At 59.7% G+C, this 17,415-nt stretch carries 17 protein-coding genes, 5 pseudogenes and 1 other annotated feature; of the genes and pseudogenes, 13 read left to right on the top strand and 9 right to left on the bottom strand.

Annotated features, from left to right (window positions below; translation table 11 throughout):
- Positions 1 to 31: 31 nt before the first annotated feature.
- Positions 32 to 778, top strand: coding sequence for a CoA transferase (locus HUK72_RS26555; protein ID WP_369806078.1), 747 nt, complete (start codon positions 32 to 34; stop codon positions 776 to 778).
- A 430-nt stretch (positions 779 to 1,208) separates the two neighbouring features.
- On the opposite strand, the gene HUK72_RS26550 is transcribed toward HUK72_RS26555, so the two are convergent.
- A complete protein-coding gene (locus HUK72_RS26550; RefSeq protein WP_218036305.1) occupies positions 1,209 to 1,631 on the bottom strand; it encodes a hypothetical protein in 423 nt (140 codons plus the stop codon).
- A 150-nt stretch (positions 1,632 to 1,781) separates the two neighbouring features.
- On the opposite strand from HUK72_RS26550, the gene HUK72_RS26545 reads away from it, so the two are divergent.
- On the top strand, positions 1,782 to 2,033 hold the full coding sequence (locus HUK72_RS26545) for a helix-turn-helix domain-containing protein (protein WP_176593295.1): 252 nt from the start codon (positions 1,782 to 1,784) through the stop codon (positions 2,031 to 2,033).
- An 80-nt stretch (positions 2,034 to 2,113) separates the two neighbouring features.
- Positions 2,114 to 2,356: a helix-turn-helix transcriptional regulator gene (locus HUK72_RS26540; RefSeq protein WP_176599427.1), complete on the top strand. Its 243-nt coding sequence runs from the start codon at positions 2,114 to 2,116 to the stop codon at positions 2,354 to 2,356.
- On the opposite strand, the gene HUK72_RS26535 is transcribed toward HUK72_RS26540, so the two are convergent.
- The gene (locus HUK72_RS26535) at positions 2,351 to 2,911 is read right to left on the bottom strand and encodes a Hin recombinase (protein ID WP_176599426.1); all 561 of its coding nucleotides are present in this window, start codon (positions 2,909 to 2,911) and stop codon (positions 2,351 to 2,353) included. The two genes, HUK72_RS26540 and HUK72_RS26535, sit on opposite strands and share 6 nt — an antisense overlap.
- Before the next feature lie 364 nt (positions 2,912 to 3,275).
- Between HUK72_RS26535 and HUK72_RS26530 the strand changes: the two genes are divergently transcribed.
- Complete coding sequence (locus HUK72_RS26530; RefSeq protein ID WP_176599425.1) at positions 3,276 to 3,800, top strand: lytic transglycosylase domain-containing protein; 525 nt, start codon at positions 3,276 to 3,278, stop codon at positions 3,798 to 3,800.
- On the opposite strand, the pseudogene HUK72_RS26525 reads toward HUK72_RS26530, so the two are convergent.
- Positions 3,801 to 4,369 (bottom strand): annotated as a pseudogene (locus HUK72_RS26525) (recombinase family protein).
- Positions 4,370 to 4,509: 140 nt separating this feature from the next.
- Here HUK72_RS26525 and HUK72_RS26520 point away from each other — a divergent pair.
- A pseudogene (locus HUK72_RS26520) lies at positions 4,510 to 4,638 on the top strand (DUF4158 domain-containing protein); the annotation flags it as partial.
- Between the two features lie 48 nt (positions 4,639 to 4,686).
- On the opposite strand, the pseudogene HUK72_RS26515 reads toward HUK72_RS26520, so the two are convergent.
- Positions 4,687 to 5,450: pseudogene (locus tag HUK72_RS26515) on the bottom strand (IS6-like element IS6100 family transposase).
- Positions 5,451 to 5,498: 48 nt separating this feature from the next.
- Between HUK72_RS26515 and HUK72_RS26510 the strand changes: the two are divergent.
- From HUK72_RS26510 to HUK72_RS26475, 8 genes and pseudogenes are all read left to right on the top strand, one after another.
- Positions 5,499 to 7,322 carry a TonB-dependent receptor domain-containing protein gene (locus tag HUK72_RS26510; RefSeq protein ID WP_176599423.1) on the top strand — a complete coding sequence of 608 codons (1,824 nt, stop codon included), beginning with the start codon at positions 5,499 to 5,501 and terminating at the stop codon, positions 7,320 to 7,322.
- A 34-nt stretch (positions 7,323 to 7,356) separates the two neighbouring features.
- Positions 7,357 to 8,352 carry an ROK family protein gene (locus tag HUK72_RS26505; protein WP_255326035.1) on the top strand — a complete coding sequence of 332 codons (996 nt, stop codon included), beginning with the start codon at positions 7,357 to 7,359 and terminating at the stop codon, positions 8,350 to 8,352.
- Positions 8,345 to 9,733 carry a sugar porter family MFS transporter gene (locus tag HUK72_RS26500; RefSeq protein WP_218036304.1) on the top strand — a complete coding sequence of 463 codons (1,389 nt, stop codon included), beginning with the start codon at positions 8,345 to 8,347 and terminating at the stop codon, positions 9,731 to 9,733. The genes HUK72_RS26505 and HUK72_RS26500 overlap by 8 nt, the downstream gene beginning before the upstream one ends.
- Positions 9,730 to 11,265, top strand: coding sequence for a glycoside hydrolase family 32 protein (locus HUK72_RS26495; RefSeq protein WP_176599422.1), 1,536 nt, complete (start codon positions 9,730 to 9,732; stop codon positions 11,263 to 11,265). The genes HUK72_RS26500 and HUK72_RS26495 overlap by 4 nt, the downstream gene beginning before the upstream one ends.
- Before the next feature lie 476 nt (positions 11,266 to 11,741).
- Complete coding sequence (locus tag HUK72_RS26490; RefSeq protein WP_066553442.1) at positions 11,742 to 11,981, top strand: type II toxin-antitoxin system ParD family antitoxin; 240 nt, start codon at positions 11,742 to 11,744, stop codon at positions 11,979 to 11,981.
- A complete protein-coding gene (locus HUK72_RS26485) occupies positions 11,978 to 12,304 on the top strand; it encodes a type II toxin-antitoxin system RelE/ParE family toxin (protein ID WP_176599421.1) in 327 nt (108 codons plus the stop codon). Before HUK72_RS26490 ends, HUK72_RS26485 begins: the two co-directional genes overlap by 4 nt.
- A gap of 321 nt (positions 12,305 to 12,625) precedes the next feature.
- Positions 12,626 to 13,201, top strand: a pseudogene (locus HUK72_RS26480) (transposase); the annotation flags it as partial.
- 40 nt (positions 13,202 to 13,241) lie between these two features.
- A pseudogene (locus HUK72_RS26475) lies at positions 13,242 to 14,128 on the top strand (IS3 family transposase); the annotation flags it as partial.
- Positions 13,523 to 13,639 (top strand) — a sequence feature (AL1L pseudoknot). (Overlaps the previous pseudogene by 117 nt.)
- Before the next feature lie 353 nt (positions 14,129 to 14,481).
- On the opposite strand, the gene HUK72_RS26470 reads toward HUK72_RS26475, so the two are convergent.
- The 5 genes from HUK72_RS26470 to HUK72_RS26450 form a co-directional block, all read right to left on the bottom strand.
- A complete protein-coding gene (locus HUK72_RS26470) occupies positions 14,482 to 14,775 on the bottom strand; it encodes a hypothetical protein (RefSeq protein WP_218036303.1) in 294 nt (97 codons plus the stop codon).
- 7 nt (positions 14,776 to 14,782) lie between these two features.
- Positions 14,783 to 15,115: a hypothetical protein gene (locus HUK72_RS26465; protein ID WP_176599419.1), complete on the bottom strand. Its 333-nt coding sequence runs from the start codon at positions 15,113 to 15,115 to the stop codon at positions 14,783 to 14,785.
- A 237-nt stretch (positions 15,116 to 15,352) separates the two neighbouring features.
- The gene (locus tag HUK72_RS26460; protein ID WP_176599418.1) at positions 15,353 to 15,580 is read right to left on the bottom strand and encodes a hypothetical protein; all 228 of its coding nucleotides are present in this window, start codon (positions 15,578 to 15,580) and stop codon (positions 15,353 to 15,355) included.
- 31 nt (positions 15,581 to 15,611) lie between these two features.
- The gene (locus HUK72_RS26455; RefSeq protein ID WP_176599417.1) at positions 15,612 to 15,962 is read right to left on the bottom strand and encodes a hypothetical protein; all 351 of its coding nucleotides are present in this window, start codon (positions 15,960 to 15,962) and stop codon (positions 15,612 to 15,614) included.
- Positions 15,963 to 16,133: 171 nt separating this feature from the next.
- A complete protein-coding gene (locus HUK72_RS26450; protein WP_176599416.1) occupies positions 16,134 to 17,408 on the bottom strand; it encodes a sodium:proton antiporter in 1,275 nt (424 codons plus the stop codon).
- Between the last annotated feature and the right edge of the window lie 7 nt (positions 17,409 to 17,415).

Raw genomic sequence — 17,415 nt, 5'->3', positions numbered from 1 at the left:
CGGGTGGGGACAAGACGGGCCGCTGGCACATGTGGCTGGCCACGACATAAACTATATCGGCCTCTCTGGAGCCTTGTTCTATTCAGGAGAAGCAGGGCGTCCCCCCTTCTCTCCGCCAACCCTCGTCGGCGACATAGGCGGTGGAGCGCTCTACCTTGCTGTCGGCATCCTGGCTGCGGTTCTCGCGGCCCGCTCGGATGGCAAGGGGCGCGTGGTCGACGCTGCGATCGTCGATGGCTCAGCGCACATGATGAATTTATTGCTCTCGCTGAATGCCGACAATCCGCGCGCATTCGAACGAGGGCAGACTCTGTTGGATGGCCCGCACTGGTATCGCGCCTACCGCTGTGCCGATAGCGAATATGTGACGATTGGTCCGGTCGAGCCGAAATTCTACAGCTTGCTGATGGAAAAGCTCGGACTGGCGGACGATCCGGCCTTCGCCGCCCAATATGATCCAGTGGTCTGGCCGACACTTGGAGCGAGGCTGGAACGCTTGTTTGCCACTCGGACCGCCGCTGAGTGGCGTGTATTGCTGGAGGGAACAGACATATGCTTTGCGCCGGTCCTGACGCCCACGCAGTCCGCAGAACATCCGCATATGGCCGCGCGCGAGATTTACTCGCGTGCTCATGGCGTGCTGCAAGCACGTGCGGCGCCACGTTTCGTCGGTGAGGAAGTTCCCGATCCGCCCTCCGTTCCCCGTAATGGCGAACATTCCAGCGAAATCCTCCGCGAAATTGGGATGGCACCACTTGAGACGATTAACAACAATTAGATAATTCCTCCATATTTTGAGTCATTCTTATCTGGCATGATGAAGATCATATAAATAATATATAGGTTTTCTAACCAGATTACATTGCCCAAATTGTGCAACATTCACTGTCGTATCCTGCACTGGATTGAGATTGTTACTCTAAGCTCGCAAGGTAGATCTTTCTGCTGTGACAATTTCGAAATTCGATTAATAGCAAGAGGACAGAGAGATTCGGCACCTCACAGATTGAGAAGCAGCGTTATTTGTTTGGTTTGCACAGGCAAAACCGCTCGCCAGTTACTTGGATCAGCTATGCTGATGAAAAACACAAGTCATCATGGCGACACTCTCGATACTTCAGATTTTGTCTTTCAAATAATCCTATTTGTCGCAGGAACAGGTGACTAGATAGGAAGTTGGTGCAATCATACGGTTCCCGTTCCGAATGTTAGAACAGGGAAAGTTGCAAAGGCGTCATTGTCAGATTGGTGACATAGCTTCCAACGGTTTCAAGAGCGATGCCGAGATTGATGCCCCGGTTGCGTTCCGCTACCGCTACAAGGAAAGCGTAATGCTCTCGAGGTATGTGAAGCGCGACTTGTTTTAACCTGTCATGATCGCATGGCGGAGGTGGCGCCACCAGTTCATCGGCGGAGTAATTTGCCATTGCCTTGCGGATCATCGCGGAAACCACACTGTCGAGGCCACGCATATTATGGAGGAATTTGAGATGATTTAGACGCTGACCGAAGCTGATTGGTATCTGTAGCTTACATTGCACAAAGCCTGCGGCAGCCATTACTTGCCGCTTGCGCTGCATACAGGTAGCGGGAGTGATCGGGCTTAGGTTTGATCGACTGCGACGTGCCATTCTCGTCACGATATGGCGTTTGGATTTTGTTGTCAAAGTTATGCAAAAAAAGGTAGTTAATTAGATAATATCGCATAGGCCGTGCAGGTCGCTATAATTTCCGCCGCCGGATTGGGCGGATGCTTAGCGAACGACGGACGGGACAACCCTATGGCGCGATATTTGAGGTTGGATGAGGCAGCGTCAGAGCTAGCGAAACTGTTGGCAGAAAATTGCAAGCGTCGCCGTGCCGATCTGGCCATCTCACAGGCCGAACTTGCGGAGCGGACCGGCATCGCAGCCTCGCATATCTCGCTTATCGAACAAGCCAAGGCCAACCCGACTCTGGAGGTTCTGGAGGATATGGCCAAAGGGTTGCAAACCACTGTCGTTGCTCTGTTGGCCGCTCATACAAACCCCTAGAATTGTGCAATCTTCGCTAGACAGGGCCATCGCGCCAATTGGTCTGGCAAGTGCCAAGATAAGGTTCGGGTAACAAGGCCATGACAGGTCATAAGAGGGAGGAGCGCGTAAACGACGTTTACGCAAGTCTTCATATTCGCGCGAAAGCAGAAGCGGATAAGAAGAATCTCACAATTGGTGACCTGGCCGCCGCGAGCACTTTACCCGAAGAACGATTGCAGGCCATTTTCCACGGGCGGGCGCGGGAGATCACGCTGCGCGAGCTGGCGGCGCTCTCGATGGCGCTCGAAATACCGATAACGGACCTGCTTTCGCCGCTATGACGCCTCGGCCGCGACGGGCTTGTGCCGCTTCACGAACTCGAACACCGTCGATCGCGCCAGGCCAAGCTCGGAAGCCACGCTGTTGTAGGTGGCACCCTCGGCCGCGAGCATCGCCTGTATCTTCGGGAGCTGATCGGCCTTCAGCCTGGGCTTGCGTCCGGTCTTGATGTGCGGCGGATGCGTTTTCATGCCGTGAACGCGCCGCCAATGGCTGTCGAGGGCGACCAGCAGGCGCAACGCCTCATCATTATCGCCGTCGGGGTCCAGAACGATGAGGGCGGCGCTGAACTCGATCGCGACGCCCTTGCCTAGCAACTTCACCAACATGCGGACGAGCGTGGCCGTGTTCACCGGCAGACAGGTGAAATCGTAGATCTTGATCCTGTCGCCGTGCCCCAGCTCGAAACCGCTCTGTTCCAGCTTCTTGGGCAAATCGAGAAAGCTGATCCTGCCGGCTTCCACGATCACGTCGCCGGCGGCTTCGCACGCTTTCCGTTGCTCGGCTATCGACGGCGACAGGTTCGTTTCTGCGAGAAACAGGAAAGTATTGGCCAAGGGTCCGCTCTGCTTGTCGTGGAATGATGCCGAACGCCGCGTCGGACGCTGAGACCGAACTGAACTAGGCAATCGCCCTTGCTGCATCAAGTCGGCAGCAAGCGACGCCACCGATTCCGGCTGAACGCGGTGCGCTCCGCCAGCCCCCCGATCATCAATGCGTATTGCCGCAAATTCGGCTTTGTAATATATCCTATTATCAGACTCACGGGAGAAGGGCTTGCAATGGGGCTAGAGGGGCCGGTTCTGGCGGCGTTGCTGCGCAAGCCTGTTGCGCCTCCGTCGCGCCCGAGACGATGGTGGCGGTGATCCGCGTCGAATCCGAGGGCGATCCGTTCCGCATCGGGTCAATTCGGGTGGGGCCTTGCGTCGCCAGCCCGGCAATGCCGCCGATGCGATCGCGACGGCCAGGGGACTCCTGCAGCGCGGCGCCAATTTCGATGCCGGGCTGATGCAGATCAACAGCGCGAACTTCGCGCACCTCGGCCTGACGGCGGAGACGGTATTCGACCCCTGCACCAATCTGCGGGCAGGCGCTCGGGTGCTGACCGACAATTACAGCCGCGCCAGCGCCGCCGGCCATGCCTATCCGCTCCAAGCCGCGATCAGCGAATATAATACCGGCTCGCGTGTCCGCGGGCTGAGCAACGGCTATGTCGGGCGTGTCTATGCCGCGCGGCGGTCGGCAATGCGCCTTTCCCGGCGAGATCGGCTCCGCCGATCGTGCGGGCGACCCTATGGACAGGTAACGGCGCGGGGCGTCGGGCAAATTCTGCTCGATGCGTTCGGCGGGCGCATTACCGATAGAGGGCATAGCGTGGAAAGTACGCTAAACAACGCTAAGCGAGAACGCATGGCGAACGCTCGATGCGAACGGACGGGCGCTTAATCAGGCGGGCCGTTCGATTCCCATCCTACGCATTTCGCGATAAATGGTCGATCGGCCGATGCCGAGTTGCCGCGCTGCTTCGGTAGGCGAGATACGAGCTTCGACCAGCTTGATGGCCGCATCCACTTTGGACATGTCCAGCGGCTGACGGCCAGGCTGTTTGCCCTAGCACGGGCGGCGGCAATACCATCTCTGGTTCGCTCAGAAATCAGCCGTCGCTCAAAATGGGCGATGGCCCCAAACACATGGAAGATGAGCTCGCCGGCAGCTGACGAAGTGTCGATCTTTTCTTCAAGGCTCAGGAGCGCGATGCCCTGACCGCGTAGCGTCTCAACCGTGGTGAGAAGTTCGGCAAGCGAGCGCCCAAGCCGATCGAGGCGGACCACCGCCAGCGTGTCACCCTTGCGGGCATAGGCGATTAGCTCAGCCAGACCGGGCCGTTCCATGCTCTTACCTGAAATGACATCGGTGAAGATTTTGATGGCGCCAGCCTTCTCCAGACGCATGGTCTGGCCCGCAACGTCCTGATCGCCGGTGCTGACGCGGGCATAGCCCAGAATATCACCCATGCCGCACGTCTCCCAAACGGTCGTTCTGTGGACGCTATGGAGGACAGCCGCTTCGCCCCATCGACATCCGTCCACATACTATGTCTCTTTACTCATGGTTGTCCATAGGCGCAGATGACCTTTTGTGGACGGGAACCGGCATGACGAAGCGCAAGCATCAACTCCTGACCGAGCGCGAGCGCGATCAGATCCTCGCCATCCCGACCGATCGCGACCGCCTGGCACGGCTCTACACCTTCGAACCTTCGGATATCGAGATCATCGGCTCTGTTGCAAAGATTGGCGGCAGTCACAGGTAGGCTGTCGCTCTGCGCCGATCAGGCGGCTGCTGCGAAATGGTGGTTGAGCATGTCCATGGCCTCCGTCAGTGCCGAGGGCCCAATGCCGAAAGCTCTCTCCACAAGGCGCACCTCTCCCCTGATGCCGGGCTGCAGGCACCAGGGACGAGCCTGTCCTTTGCGCAGGGCTCGCATGACTTCGAATCCCTTGATCGTGGCATAGGCCGTGGGATCGATTTGAAACCGCGCACCGGCTTGATCAGCATCTTGAGCTTTCCGTGATCGGCCTCGATCACGTTATTGAGATACTTCACCTGCCGGTGGGCCGTCTCCTGGTCCAGCTTTCCTTCGCGCTTCAATTCGGTGATCGCTGCACCATAGCTCGGCGCTTTGTCAGTATTGAGCGTGGCCGGCTTTTCCCAGTGCTTCAGGCCTCGCAGGGCCTTGCCCAGGAACCGCTTCGCTGCCTTGGCGCTGCGGGTCGGCGACAGGTAGAAATCGATCGTGTCGCCCCGCTTGTCGACTGCCCGGTACAGGTAGGTCCACTTGCCCCGCACCTTGACGTAGGTTTCATCCAGGCGCCAGCTCGGATCAAAGCCACGCCGCCAGAACCAGCGCAGCCGCTTCTCCATCTCCGGGGCGTAGCGCTGGACCCAGCGATAGATCGTCGTATGGTCGACCGAAATGCCGCGTTCCGCCAGCATTTCCTCAAGGTCGCGATAGCTGATCGGATAGCGACAATACCAGCGCACCGCCCACAGGATCACATCACCCTGGAAATGGCGCCACTTGAAATCCGTCATCGCTCCATCCGTTCAATCTCCGCCAAGCATGCTCAAGCTTCACGATTTTTGCAACAGAGCCATTTCAAGATATTCACGTTCAAGATCGACAAGACGTTCGGCGACGGCTGGGCGGTCAGCGGCGGCATCCGCCATACCGGCGGCACCAGCAACTTCAACGCGATGTTCACCGGAAACGACACGGCTTACGCGTCGATGTTCAACAATGCGCGCTACCAGAATGATGTCGTCTCGCCGGCGTTCAACGCCGCTGTCTCATGCGAAACGAATACGGCCGCCTATGCAAAGCTGATCGGCTTCTTCAACTATCGCACGTCCGGCACGTGCGTGCCCTATGCGGGCACACGTGAGAATTTCGTCAACAGCTTCGCCCGCGCCAGATCGGTGGGCGCCACCTATCTCAAAAATGGCCAGCCTGTCCCGGACGGCACCTATCTCAACTTCCTGCTGCCTTTCATCAATGAGGCCAAGGCGCGGAGCACATCGATCGATCTCAAGATCAGCAAATCCTTCGAGGCGCTGGGCAGGCACGACCTGACCATCGGCGGCTATGCTTCGGCCTATTCGAGCAAGCAGAATTTCCAGGCGAGCTTGCTTGTCTCTACGATGGAAAAGGATTCATCCCTTGTGGATTTGCGCGGCCTCGATGCCAACGGCAACCCGGTGGGTCCCTCGCTCACTCTCGATGGCGCCATATTGCCGGGCTTCTTTGGCTATGTCAGCGATGCCGATGCCGATGGCCGGGCGATTTATGCGCTGGACCATTGGGAAACGCTGGGCGGCAAGCTGAAGGTCGATGCCGGCATCCGCTATCAGACGCAGAGCGCGAGCGTCACCCGCTACGACCGGGTGGTGAACACGGACCTGACGCCGGCCAATATCGTGGTCGGCTCAGCCAATGATACCACGGCCGACAATGAAGTGTCGCTGCCCGGCAATCGCCGTGATCTTTCGGACGATTTCCATGGCTTTGGCTGGTCTGTCGGGGCGAATTACTCCTTCTCCAACAAATTCGCGGCTTATGGCCTTGTATCGCGTTCCTTCCGCCTGCCTTCGATGGAGGATCTCAACGAGTTCCGCGTGAGCTCGGCTGCCCCTGGCAAGCAGGTCGAGCATATCATGCAATATGAAGGTGGCCTGCGCTATTACGACCGTCAGTTCGATGCCCAACTGGCATTGTTCTACAACAAGTTCGACCCTCGCCAGCAGATCAACGAATATCGCAATTTTGCCGACCCGTCCTGCGCGGTGCCGGCGCCCGGCGTACCCAATATCAACGCCTGCCCGCTTGTCCGCCAACTCTATCAGCGCGGCATCAAGAACAAGGGCATGGAACTGTCGATGGCGATGCGCCCCAACGCGATCCCCGGCTTCGAGCTTCGCGGAAGCCTGGTGCTGCAAGATCCCAAGGTGACGGACGCCAACTATACCATCGTCAATGCATCGACGAACCCCGATGGCGTGGTGACCGCCTATAATTTCGTAGAGGTTGGCGAAAATGGTCGTCGTCCGCGCCGTTTGGCCAACATCATGGTCAATATCCAGCCGAGCTGGGACCTCAAGCCGCTCACCGGCCTGCCGGTGCGACCCTATGCCAAATTCACCTATTTCGGCAATCGCTACTCGGAATCGGCGGACTTCAACGTCACGCTCTATCCGTCCTATTATCATATCGACGCCGGTGTGATGGTCGATGTCAGCAGCCGCCTTTCCGCACAATTCCATGTGTCGAACATCACCAATCAGCTGTCCTTCACGGAAGGCGATCCGATCTTCTTCGATCTGCTTGGTCCCAACGGCGATACCAATCGCGGGGTCGGCCGGCCGTTGTTCGGCCGGATCATTCGCGGCAGCCTGACCTACAGCTTCTGACGCATCCGCATCCACTTCCGCCCGAAAGGCTCTTATGAACATCATGGTACAGACCGGCCTTTTAGGTGGCATCGAAGCGGGCGGCACAAAGTTCATCTGCGGGATCGCGGACCGTGACGGGGTGATCCTCGACACGGCCCGCATACCGACAGAAGAACCCGCACAGACTTTGGCGGCCGTGGCCCGCTTTTTCCAGACCGCGATAGAGCGCCATGGACCGCTTGCCGCCCTGTCGATCGGCAGCTTCGGTCCGCTGTCGTTGCGCCCCGCCGCCCCCGACTTCGGGTCTATCACCAGCACGCCCAAGCCCGGTTGGAGCGGGACTGATCTGGTGGGCTATTTCAAGGAGGCGCTGGGCGTGCCGGTGGCGATCGACACGGACGTCAATTGTTCCGCCGTGGGAGAGCGACTGTTCGGCAGTGGCAGGGGCTTGGACAGTTTCTGCTATGTAACCGTCGGCACGGGCATCGGCGTCGGCATGATCGTGAACGGTGCGCCCTATGGCGGCGCCAATCATCCCGAAGCAGGCCATATCCGCCTACCAAGGGCGCCCGGCGACGACGATTTTGCCGGACATTGCCCCTTCCATGGCGACTGCCTGGAAGGGCTGGCCTGCGGTCCGGCGATGATGGCGCGCTGGGGCGTTCGCCCGCCGGAATTACCCGACGATCATCCCGCCTGGGCAATCGAGGCGGACTATATTGCGGGCCTGTGCGCCAATCTGACCTACATCATGCGGCCTGACAGGATCATTCTGGGCGGCGGCGTCATGCAGCGGTCCCCTATTTACGGCCTGATACGCAAAGCACTGGCAGACAAGCTCGCCGGCTATGATGCGAGTATCAAGGATCTGGATCTAAACGACTATATTGCCCAGCCAACGGCGGGCGCGTCGGCAGGTCTCTGCGGCGCGCTCGCTATCGCCTATCATGAGGTGACGCGGCAATGGCCCGCTCATTGGCGCATGGGCGTGCTGCAACAGGACGCGCACGACATGTCGACCGTACAGAAGGAGAAGGCGCATGGCTGACGGCAAAAGGTTACGCGACGGCGCAGTAAGCCGCCCGATGATATTAGCGGCGGCGGGCGCAGCCCTTGGCGGCCTGCTTTTCGGTGTCGATACCGCCGTCATTTCCGGGACCACCTCGGCGCTTCAGGCGCGCTTCGCGCTCAGCGATTCAGCGCTCGGCTTTACGGTCGCGTCCGCACTGATCGGGACGGTAATCGGGGCGCTGACGGCCGGCGCTCCTGCCGACCGCTTCGGTCGCCGGGCGATGCTGATCGCCATCGCGCTATGCTATGTCGTCTCCTCCCTTGGCTGCGCCTTCGCGGCGGGCTGGTACACGCTGGTCGCGTTTCGTTTCCTCGGCGGGCTTGCCATCGGTGCGGCATCGGTCGTGACGCCCATCTATATCGCAGAAGTCTCCCCCGCCGCCTATCGCGGCCGACTGGTGGCGCTTAATCAGCTCAATATCGTTCTGGGCATCTTGCTGGCCTTTCTGTCCAACTTCATCATTGCCAATCTCGCGCCTGAAGATACCGCCTGGCGCTGGATGCTGGGCATCATCGCGGTGCCGTCGGCCTTTTTCCTGGCGATAACCTTCCTGTTGCCCGACAGCCCGCGCTGGCTGACGGTTCAGGGACGCAGCGATGCTGCGCGACTGGTCATGGCTCGGCTCGGTTTTGCAGATCCCGACGCTGAAGTCGACAAGATGCTGGAGGCGGCAGCGCGGGACAAACATGGCGAAAAGCCGCGCTTGTTCCAGGCTGCACATAGCCTGCCCGTCGCCTGCGCCATCCTGATCGCAATGTTCAATCAGCTGTCCGGCATCAACGCCCTCCTCTATTATGCGCCGCGTATTTTCGAACTGGGCGGAGCAGGCGCGGACACGGCCCTGCTGCAATCGGTGGCCGTGGGCGGCACCAACCTCCTCTTCACGATCCTGGCGCTGTTTTTGATCGACCGCTTCGGCCGCAAGCCCCTGCTCTATTTCGGATCGGTCGCGACCGCCGCAGCTCTGTTCCTCGTCGCTGCACAACTGGAATCCGCGCAGCCGAACGGAACTTTGGTCTTGCTGGGCCTGCTGGGCTTCATAGCGGCCTTTGCCATCTCACAGGGTGCGGTCATCTGGGTGTTCATCTCCGAAGTGTTTCCCAGCACCGTACGCGGCAAAGGGCAGGCGCTCGGCAGCACCACCCATTGGGTGATGGCCGCAGCGATCACCTGGGTGTTCCCGGTCTTTGCCGCCAGCCTGGGCGGGTGGGTGTTCGCCTTCTTCGGCGCGATGATGGTGCTTCAACTGCTGTTCGTCTGGAAGTTGATGCCCGAAACCAATGGCATCGCTCTGGAAGACATGGACCTTGGCCATACTGCGTCAAATCGCGCCGGGTTGGCGGCAGCAGCACAATGAGCAAGGACATGATGGACATCGTAAAAGCGGCGGCTGCGCTTGCATTGGCGATGCCCATTGCGGTGTCAGCGCAGGATGCATCGAAAACAGGTCGGCCGGTCTATCATTTTGCTCCGGCCGCCAACTGGATGAACGATCCCAACGGGCTGGTTTACTACGACGGCGAATATCATCTCTTCTACCAGTATAATCCGTTCGGCGATCGCTGGGGTCATATGAGCTGGGGCCATGCCGTCAGCCCCGATCTGGTGCACTGGACCGAACTGCCGGTCGCCATTCCCGAAACCGATGTCATGGCCTTTTCCGGCAGCGCCGTCGTCGATTGGACGAACAGCAGCGGCTTTGGCAAAAACGGCAAGCCGCCGCTGGTCGCATTCTTTACCGGCTACAATCCCAGGACGAAGATCCAGGCCCAATATGCGGCCTATAGCAATGATCGCGGGCGGACATGGACCCGCGCCGGCGACAGGCCCGTCCTTGATGTCGGTTCGACCGAGTTTCGCGATCCCAAGGTCTTCTGGCATGCGGAAACGAAAAGCTGGGTCATGCTGGTCGTGCTGGCGGTGGAAAACAAGCTCGCCATCTATACGTCGAAAGACCTCAATCAATGGGACAAGGCCAGCGAGTTCGGTCCGGCTGGCGCGCGCGGCAAGAATTGGGAATGTCCCGATCTTTTCGAATTGCCGGTCGAAGGGCAGCCGGACCGGTCCCGCTGGGTGCTGGGCATCAATCTGGGTGACAATGCCATCGGCGGCGGATCGGGCGGCCAGTATTTCGTCGGCGATTTCGACGGCCGCCGCTTCACGCCTGACCCGACATCGGGCACGACCCCGCTATGGATGGACTATGGCGCGGATTTCTACGCGGCGGTGTCATGGAACGACATTCCGGTCAAGGATGGCCGACGGATCTGGATCGGCTGGGCCAATGACTGGCGTTATGCCAACGCCATTCCGACATTCCCCAGCCGCGGCCTAATGTCCCTGCCGCGCACCGTGTCCCTGCGCCAGACGCCGACCGGATACCGGATCGCGCAAGCGCCGGTGCGGGAGGTCGCATCCCTGCGTCGCGATCCCGTGCGTCTGGACAGACTGGCTTTGGGGGAAAAAGAGATTGCCCTTCCCGTCGACGGCGGCTCGGTCGAACTGCAACTGGATATCGACGCGGGTAGCGCGGACCAGATCATATTCGCCCTGTCCGACGATCAGGGATATCGCACGCTGATCGGCGTCAATCCGACAGCGAAGGAGTTGTTCGTCGATCGGACGCGGTCAGGTCCGCATTTCCACGACGCCTTTCCAGATCGGCATAACGCTCCGATCAAGATCGAGCGGGGACATTTCACACTGCGCCTGCTGGTCGATCAATCGATCGTCGAGGTCTATGCCGACAATGGCGAAACCACGATCACTGACCGCTTTTTTCCCGCTGGAGGCAAGCTGCGCTGGAGCGCCTATGCCCGCAATGGCAAGGCGACGATCCGCTCTCTCAATGCCTGGCGATTGGGCGATCCCGTCCAGGCGGCCAAATGATACCCTCAATTGCCTCGGCGAAAAGAGCCTGCAACGCCTTCCGGCTTGAAGCCGGACGGTCCCTGTCCGCGTGTAGTCTGCACGCCATGCGCGGACAGGGGCTATCTTAGCCACCGACTATCAATTGCGCATTTATCGGTCGTGCCCCGAGGGGTGGGATAGGTTTGGACGGTAGCGCTGCTGGACGGACGCACTGAAGCGCTGTAGCGGCCGGCCAGCAGCGCGGGTGTGTTCGTCGAGATAAAAACGGATTGCCCAGATATCTCTCGGCTTGAGTAGGCGCTTCGGCCCTATATTCTGCCCTGCATTCCAAGGGCGCCGATCGTGTATGGCGGGGTCGAGGTCCGAATGTCCCATGATAGTTCTCCGATGGCCAGAATTGGCCGATCGGAGGATATCGCAACGGTGCCGTGTACGGCGATTTGCCCCCCGGTGACATCTTGCCAAATTTTGCCAAACCCGTTATATCACAGTCCATGTCGACGATGAACATCTCGCTTCCGGATGCGCTCAAGGCGTTTGTGGATCAGCAGGTTAACGTGCGTGGTTACGGCACGAGCAGCGAGTATGTGCGGGAATTAATCCGCAAGGATCAGGACATTCAGCGCCTTCGCGAAATGCTCCTGGACGGCGCCAGTTCTGCAGCCACAGCGCCAGCCGACGCCGGATATTTCCAAGGCCTTCGTGACCGTGTGACGCAACGCACGAGGTCGTGACTGGAAAACCGGTCATACCGCGCGCCAAAGCGCGGGCGGATGTCGACCTTGCGGTCGAGCATTACGCGGCCGAAGCTGGCGCGGATGTGGCTTTCAGTTTCATTGATGCGCTTGAACAGGCCTATACCTTTACAGGGGAAAGGCCGGCGGCAGGATCTCCGCGATGCTCTCATGAGCTGAACTTACCCGGGTTGAGGACCATAGGGCTGAAAGGATTTCCTTGGCTTGTTTTCTACCTTGAATTGGAGACCCATGCGGATGCCTGGCGCGTGCTTCATGCCAAGCGGGACATGCCAGCTTGGTTGGCCGATGTAGGCGATTAAAACACCGACAGAACTGCCGTTTACGTCTTCGAGGCTGATTTCTGAAATCCGCACTCTCGCGCGTGTCTCGGTAAATGGTCAGGACGCCGGAGCCTATCTCGCAGGTCTGGGACTCGCCAGGTGGTGGCGGTAAGAGGCCGCGACCCCCCAATCCTTCGAGCCATTATGTCCGGTTCCGACCAAAGCACGAACATGACGTAATCGCGGGAGCGCCGGCCATGGGCAACGGGCTCGAGATTACTGGAAGGTTGGTTGCCCCCCGCTAGATGAAGAACGGGCTCACGATTTTGGACCGGGCCCAGCATCAGATGGAGGACAACCGTGGACCAGCATATAGGACTCGATGTTTCCCTGAAAGACACTTCGATTTCGGTTCGTCAGGATGGCAAGCGCGTTTGGCGTGGCAAGTGCCCGTCGGATCCGAAGCTGCTCGCAGAAGTGATCCGCAAACGCGCGCCGAATGCAAAGCGCGTGGTGTTCGAGACAGGGCCTCTTTCGGTTTGGTTTTTTCATGCACTGACTGCGGAGGGTTTGCCAGCGATCTGCATAGACGCGCGCCATGCCAAGGCGGCTCTCGACATGGCTGCGAACAAGACCGACGCGAACGACGCTGACGGTCTGGCGCATTTGGCCGAGGTAGGTTTCTTTCGGGAGATCCGCGTCAAAGGCTTCGACAGCATGTTGATGAGGACGCTGATTGCAGCACGACGCCAACTTATGAAGATGCGGGTGCAGATGTCGAACCAGATCCGCGGGCTGATGAAGACGTTCGGTCTCGTAATACCCAAAGGCGCAGGCAGCGTCTTTGAGCGCAACGTCGTTACGCTTCTGGAAGGCGAAGACAATTTGGCGCGCATCATCCTACCACTGCTTAAGGCCTGGGGTGAAGCGCCCCGGCTTTTCAGGAGGCTCCAACTTGTGAGAAGGAGCATCCGTGATGAGCAAGACGACGAACAAATTTTCTCCTGAAGTCCGCGAGCGCGCGGTCCGTATGGTCGCGGAGCAGCGTGCTGAATATGGCTCGGAATGGGAAGTGATGAAGTCGATCGCGGCGAAGATCGGCTGCTCGCTGGAGACGCTGCGCCGCTGGTGCCGCGAGGAGGCGAGCCGACGAGCGGGACCAGCGGCGCTGGCTGCCGATGACCGCGAGCGGCTGAGGTTGCTTGAGCGCGAAGTGAAGGAGTTGCGCCGGGCCAACGAGATTTTGCGCAAGGCATCAGCATATTTTGCGATGGCGGAGCTCGACCGCCCCGGGAGATGATGATGGCGTTCATCGACGCCCATCGCGAGGATTTGGGGATCGAGCCGATCTGCCGCGAACTGGCGATCGCCCCTTCCTCATACCATGAACATGCTGCACGCCGTGCCGATTCCGGGAGGCGTCCGGCACGTACCCGGCGCGATGAGGAGATCAGGGAGCAGATCAAGCGAGTCCATGAGGCCAGCTTCGGCCTCTATGGCGCACGCAAGGTCTGGCACCAGATGCGGCGGGACGGCATCATGGTGGCGAAATGCACGGTGGAACGATTGATGCGGGCCATGGGACTGGCGGGCGTCCGGCGTGGAAAGAAGACAGTCACCACTGTCAGCAACCCGAAGGCGCCGTGTCCGCTGGACAAGGTCAATCGGGAGTTTCGCGTCAGCCGGCCCAACGCTCTGTGGGTTGTCGATTTCACCTACGTGCATACCTGGGCGGGCTTCGTCTACGTCGCCTTTGTGATTGACGCTTTTGCTCGGCGGATTGTGGGGTGGAAGGTCAGCACGTCAGCCACTGCAGGCTTCGTTCTGGATGCCCTGGAGCAGGCGATTCATGCCCGCAGGCCAGGTCCCGATTGTGGATCGGCGCCGATGCGTAACCCTGCCCTTGTGCAGCGCAAATATCTGAAATAACGTGCGAAATTGAGATAGTGCAGGGGTTCGAACCGGCGCCGATCGGGACCCCAGCGCGGTAGCATTTTTAATTCACTTCCAGCGGCTTGGCCGAAATCTAAGCGGGTCCCGTCTCCAGGCCGATCCACAGGCCAAAAGTCAAAAAAGATCGACCCGCGAAGTTCGTAAACCCAAGACTGCAAAGCCCCGAAAGCATAATGCCTCCAGCGCTTCGCAGAGGCGGGGTACATTGAGCATCGTGACGCTGAAAAGCTGATTACGTCATCGGTGCTGGGCAGGTGCGTCTTTCAATCGTCTATTGGGCGTTGCAGAGGACCGAACGCGGTCTTGCCCGCGGCGCGCTTCATGTGGGCGCGTTCCTTTTCCTCGTCCTCCCGGTGCAATTCCAGAGCGATCGCTGCGTCTTGTGCGCTTAACATGCCCCGCTCTCCGCTTTCCTGTGCCTCCGCCTCCATGGCCTGGACCTCCCAGGCGTTGGCGGCGGCAAGTGCGATCCTGCGCACCTTCTCAAGGGGTGAGGCCGCCGCGACCTGCCGATGATACGCTGCCTGCCGCCTGCACATGGCTGAATTGTTGAGCATGGCTGACCTATCGGCAGTCGTCGGCGGGTATGTTTTGGACCCAGAGCGGCGTCCAAGGCCGTTTCGCGGGCAGGCCCCCGCCGCCCGCTCGCGCAGCCTTTTGATCGCGTTCCCAGGCCGCATCCAGTTGCTCAGGGTCGACCGGGTGACGCTCGATGGCCGCGCCATTTCTGATGCGCAGCGTTGTAGCTATCCGGCGTAAGGCCGTATGGACATTGCCCTCAAGCACCTCCTCTTCCGTTTCCACATCATAGGTGCCGGCGGGAAGAGGCGTTTCGAATTCCGGCAGTTGGAATGGCTCGGAAAATATCACCGATTTGTGGGTGGTCTGGCTGATCATGACGGCTGCTCGTTAGAGGGGCATGTAGGCGGCAAAGCGTCTGACATCGATTATCTCCCATTTGCAGGCGGGAGCACGATGGTCTCTCTGTCACGACATGCCTGGGGCAAAAATCCGGGTGATCGCGCATTGTAGCACAGATATGGCTCAGGGCTGCACCTAATCGAGGTGGACGGGAAAGGGCGGAAAGGAACGCCGCCGCCGGTCCTTCTTCACCACGCGACCCGCCAGCGACGCTCACGTGGCTTGCAGGTCGTCGAGGGCGCCGTTGAGGCGTTGCATATCGGCCCGGGACAGCGCTCCCCCGCGCGCAAGCTTGTCGCGAGCAGTCGTGAGCAGACATTCCAGCCGCTGTAATTTTATCAGTTCGCTTGCCGGCACAGACGGCAGGCGAGATTGTGCCTGTATCAGTGAAACCGCCAGGCCAACGCTGTTCTGGGATATATTCATGATGCCTCTTTCCATGATCCAAATGCGGCGCTTGAGGGCGCTGGCGTCAATTGTTCAGCCACAAAATCACCGCTCCTCCCGCGATCAGGACCAGCAGGCCGTTCAGAGTGACGGCCCGCATCAACGTGTCGTCGCGAAACAGGTCGGCGGACAGTTGGAGAGTGGTAAGTTTGCGCAGGAGACGGGGCCTTGACGGAGGCATACCGAATGCCGTGCCTCCCTCATTTTCCCAGTCGTCTATCGCGCCCTCCAGTTGGCGTTCGCGGTCTTGCGAAACCGAAGCCGCGCAACGTGCGCGTTCTCGCTCTGCCCCGAGGGCAAGCCCCTGTCGCTCTACGTCGGCCTGTCTTGCGCGCTGTCGAAAGGACAAAGATGAATGATCTTGCGATGTGGACATTTCGCTCTCCTCACCAAACGGGAGCGCTCTTGTCTCTCAGCCACGGCCTGTCTGGATGATTTGAGCCGTAATACGCCATGGTAGCATGTAACGGTCAGGCCACCTAACGACTTGTTTGGAAGAAGCCTCCATTCCAGCAATGCCGGAATGTCCTCGGAGAAGCTTGCTTCCTCACATTGAGGGTGGCCTTCCAGCATCGGCCTTCGGCCGCGCCTGCCATTTATCAAGGAACTGCAGGGCGGGGGTGACGGTGATGCCATGCAGCAGGATCGAAACAAGCACCGTCAGGGCAGCGATGCTCCAAAGCTTCGCCGGGTCGGGGAAATCAGCCTGATTGAGTGCGAAGGCGAGATAATAGATCGTGCCCATTCCTCTAATTCCAAAGAAAGAGATCACGACTTTTTCCCGCCTGGGTATCTGCGATCCGCTGAGGCTGATGAAGCCGGCGAGCGGACGCGCGACAAGGATGGTGAGGGAGGTGAAAAGAATGATCCGGGCATCCAGCCTTGCCAGCAAGCCGGCATGCATGACCATGCCGCCGAACAGGACGAGCAGCATCATCATGAGCAGGCGTTCGGTTTCCTCCGCGAACGCATGCAGCCGATGCTGGTAGCTGTGGTCACGGCTGGCATGACGAAGGCCGAGCGCTGCGACGAACACAGCAAGAAAGCCGTAGCCGCCAGCCATCTGTGTCAGCCCGTAGGCAAACAGCGCGGCGCCGAGGGCGACGAAACCATCGCCGGTTCGCGACAGCTTGGCCACATTGGGAAGGTGGAAGGTCAGGTGACCGAGCACCCTGCCAATGACATAGCCCATGCCGATCCCGACCAGAAGTTTCCAGAACAGGTCGATCAGCAGCCAGCGCCCGAACTCTTCGGCCCCGAACGACAGGCCTGTCAGGGCAATCGCCAGATTGACGAAGGGGAAGGCCAACCCGTCGTTCAGTCCCGCTTCGGATGTGAGCGCGAAGCGGGCTTCGCCTTCCTCACCCTCGCCGGGCGCGCCGACCTGAACGTCGCTGGCCAGCACGGGGTCGGTCGGCGCGAGACTTGATCCTATCAACACTGCCGCGGCAATTCCCAGACCCAGAAGGGACGAGGCGAGCGCCGCGACCAGCAGGATCGTGATCGGCATCGCAATTGCAAGAAGACGCCAGGTGAGTGCCCAGCGCTGAAGCCCGATGAGCCGGTCGATCTTCAGGCCGGCGCCCATCAGTGAAACCACCACGACCAGTTCGCTCAGGCGTTCGACAGCGATCGGGTATTGTAGCGGATGAACGGCAAAGGGGTGCAACGCTGGCAGCGTGAACAAGGCTGCGCCGGACCCGACACAGAAGATTGGCAGCGAGAGCGGCATTTTCCGCATGATCATCGGAACCCAGGCCGTCATCAATATGATCGCACCGAGGCCCGCCAGTATCTGGATGTAAAGAGCGGCGTTGGGCATGGATCCT

The organism is Sphingobium sp. 15-1, from assembly GCF_013375535.1.
Taxonomy (GTDB): domain Bacteria; phylum Pseudomonadota; class Alphaproteobacteria; order Sphingomonadales; family Sphingomonadaceae; genus Sphingobium; species Sphingobium aromaticivastans.
This window is presented reverse-complemented; position numbering and strand designations above follow the sequence as displayed.

What these genes read in the sequence shown, in the direction of transcription:
- HUK72_RS26450 (WP_176599416.1), bottom strand. Translation starts at nt 17,408, where the DNA reads ATGCCCAACGCCGCTCTTTACATCCAGATACTGGCGGGCCTCGGTGCG.
- HUK72_RS26490 (WP_066553442.1), top strand. Translation starts at nt 11,742, where the DNA reads ATGTCGACGATGAACATCTCGCTTCCGGATGCGCTCAAGGCGTTTGTG.
- HUK72_RS26540 (WP_176599427.1), top strand. Translation starts at nt 2,114, where the DNA reads ATGACAGGTCATAAGAGGGAGGAGCGCGTAAACGACGTTTACGCAAGT.
- HUK72_RS26505 (WP_255326035.1), top strand. Translation starts at nt 7,357, where the DNA reads ATGAACATCATGGTACAGACCGGCCTTTTAGGTGGCATCGAAGCGGGC.
- HUK72_RS26545 (WP_176593295.1), top strand. Translation starts at nt 1,782, where the DNA reads ATGGCGCGATATTTGAGGTTGGATGAGGCAGCGTCAGAGCTAGCGAAA.
- HUK72_RS26500 (WP_218036304.1), top strand. Translation starts at nt 8,345, where the DNA reads ATGGCTGACGGCAAAAGGTTACGCGACGGCGCAGTAAGCCGCCCGATG.
- HUK72_RS26465 (WP_176599419.1), bottom strand. Translation starts at nt 15,115, where the DNA reads ATGATCAGCCAGACCACCCACAAATCGGTGATATTTTCCGAGCCATTC.
- HUK72_RS26550 (WP_218036305.1), bottom strand. Translation starts at nt 1,631, where the DNA reads ATGGCACGTCGCAGTCGATCAAACCTAAGCCCGATCACTCCCGCTACC.
- HUK72_RS26455 (WP_176599417.1), bottom strand. Translation starts at nt 15,962, where the DNA reads ATGTCCACATCGCAAGATCATTCATCTTTGTCCTTTCGACAGCGCGCA.
- HUK72_RS26495 (WP_176599422.1), top strand. Translation starts at nt 9,730, where the DNA reads ATGAGCAAGGACATGATGGACATCGTAAAAGCGGCGGCTGCGCTTGCA.
- HUK72_RS26460 (WP_176599418.1), bottom strand. Translation starts at nt 15,580, where the DNA reads ATGGAAAGAGGCATCATGAATATATCCCAGAACAGCGTTGGCCTGGCG.
- HUK72_RS26470 (WP_218036303.1), bottom strand. Translation starts at nt 14,775, where the DNA reads ATGCTCAACAATTCAGCCATGTGCAGGCGGCAGGCAGCGTATCATCGG.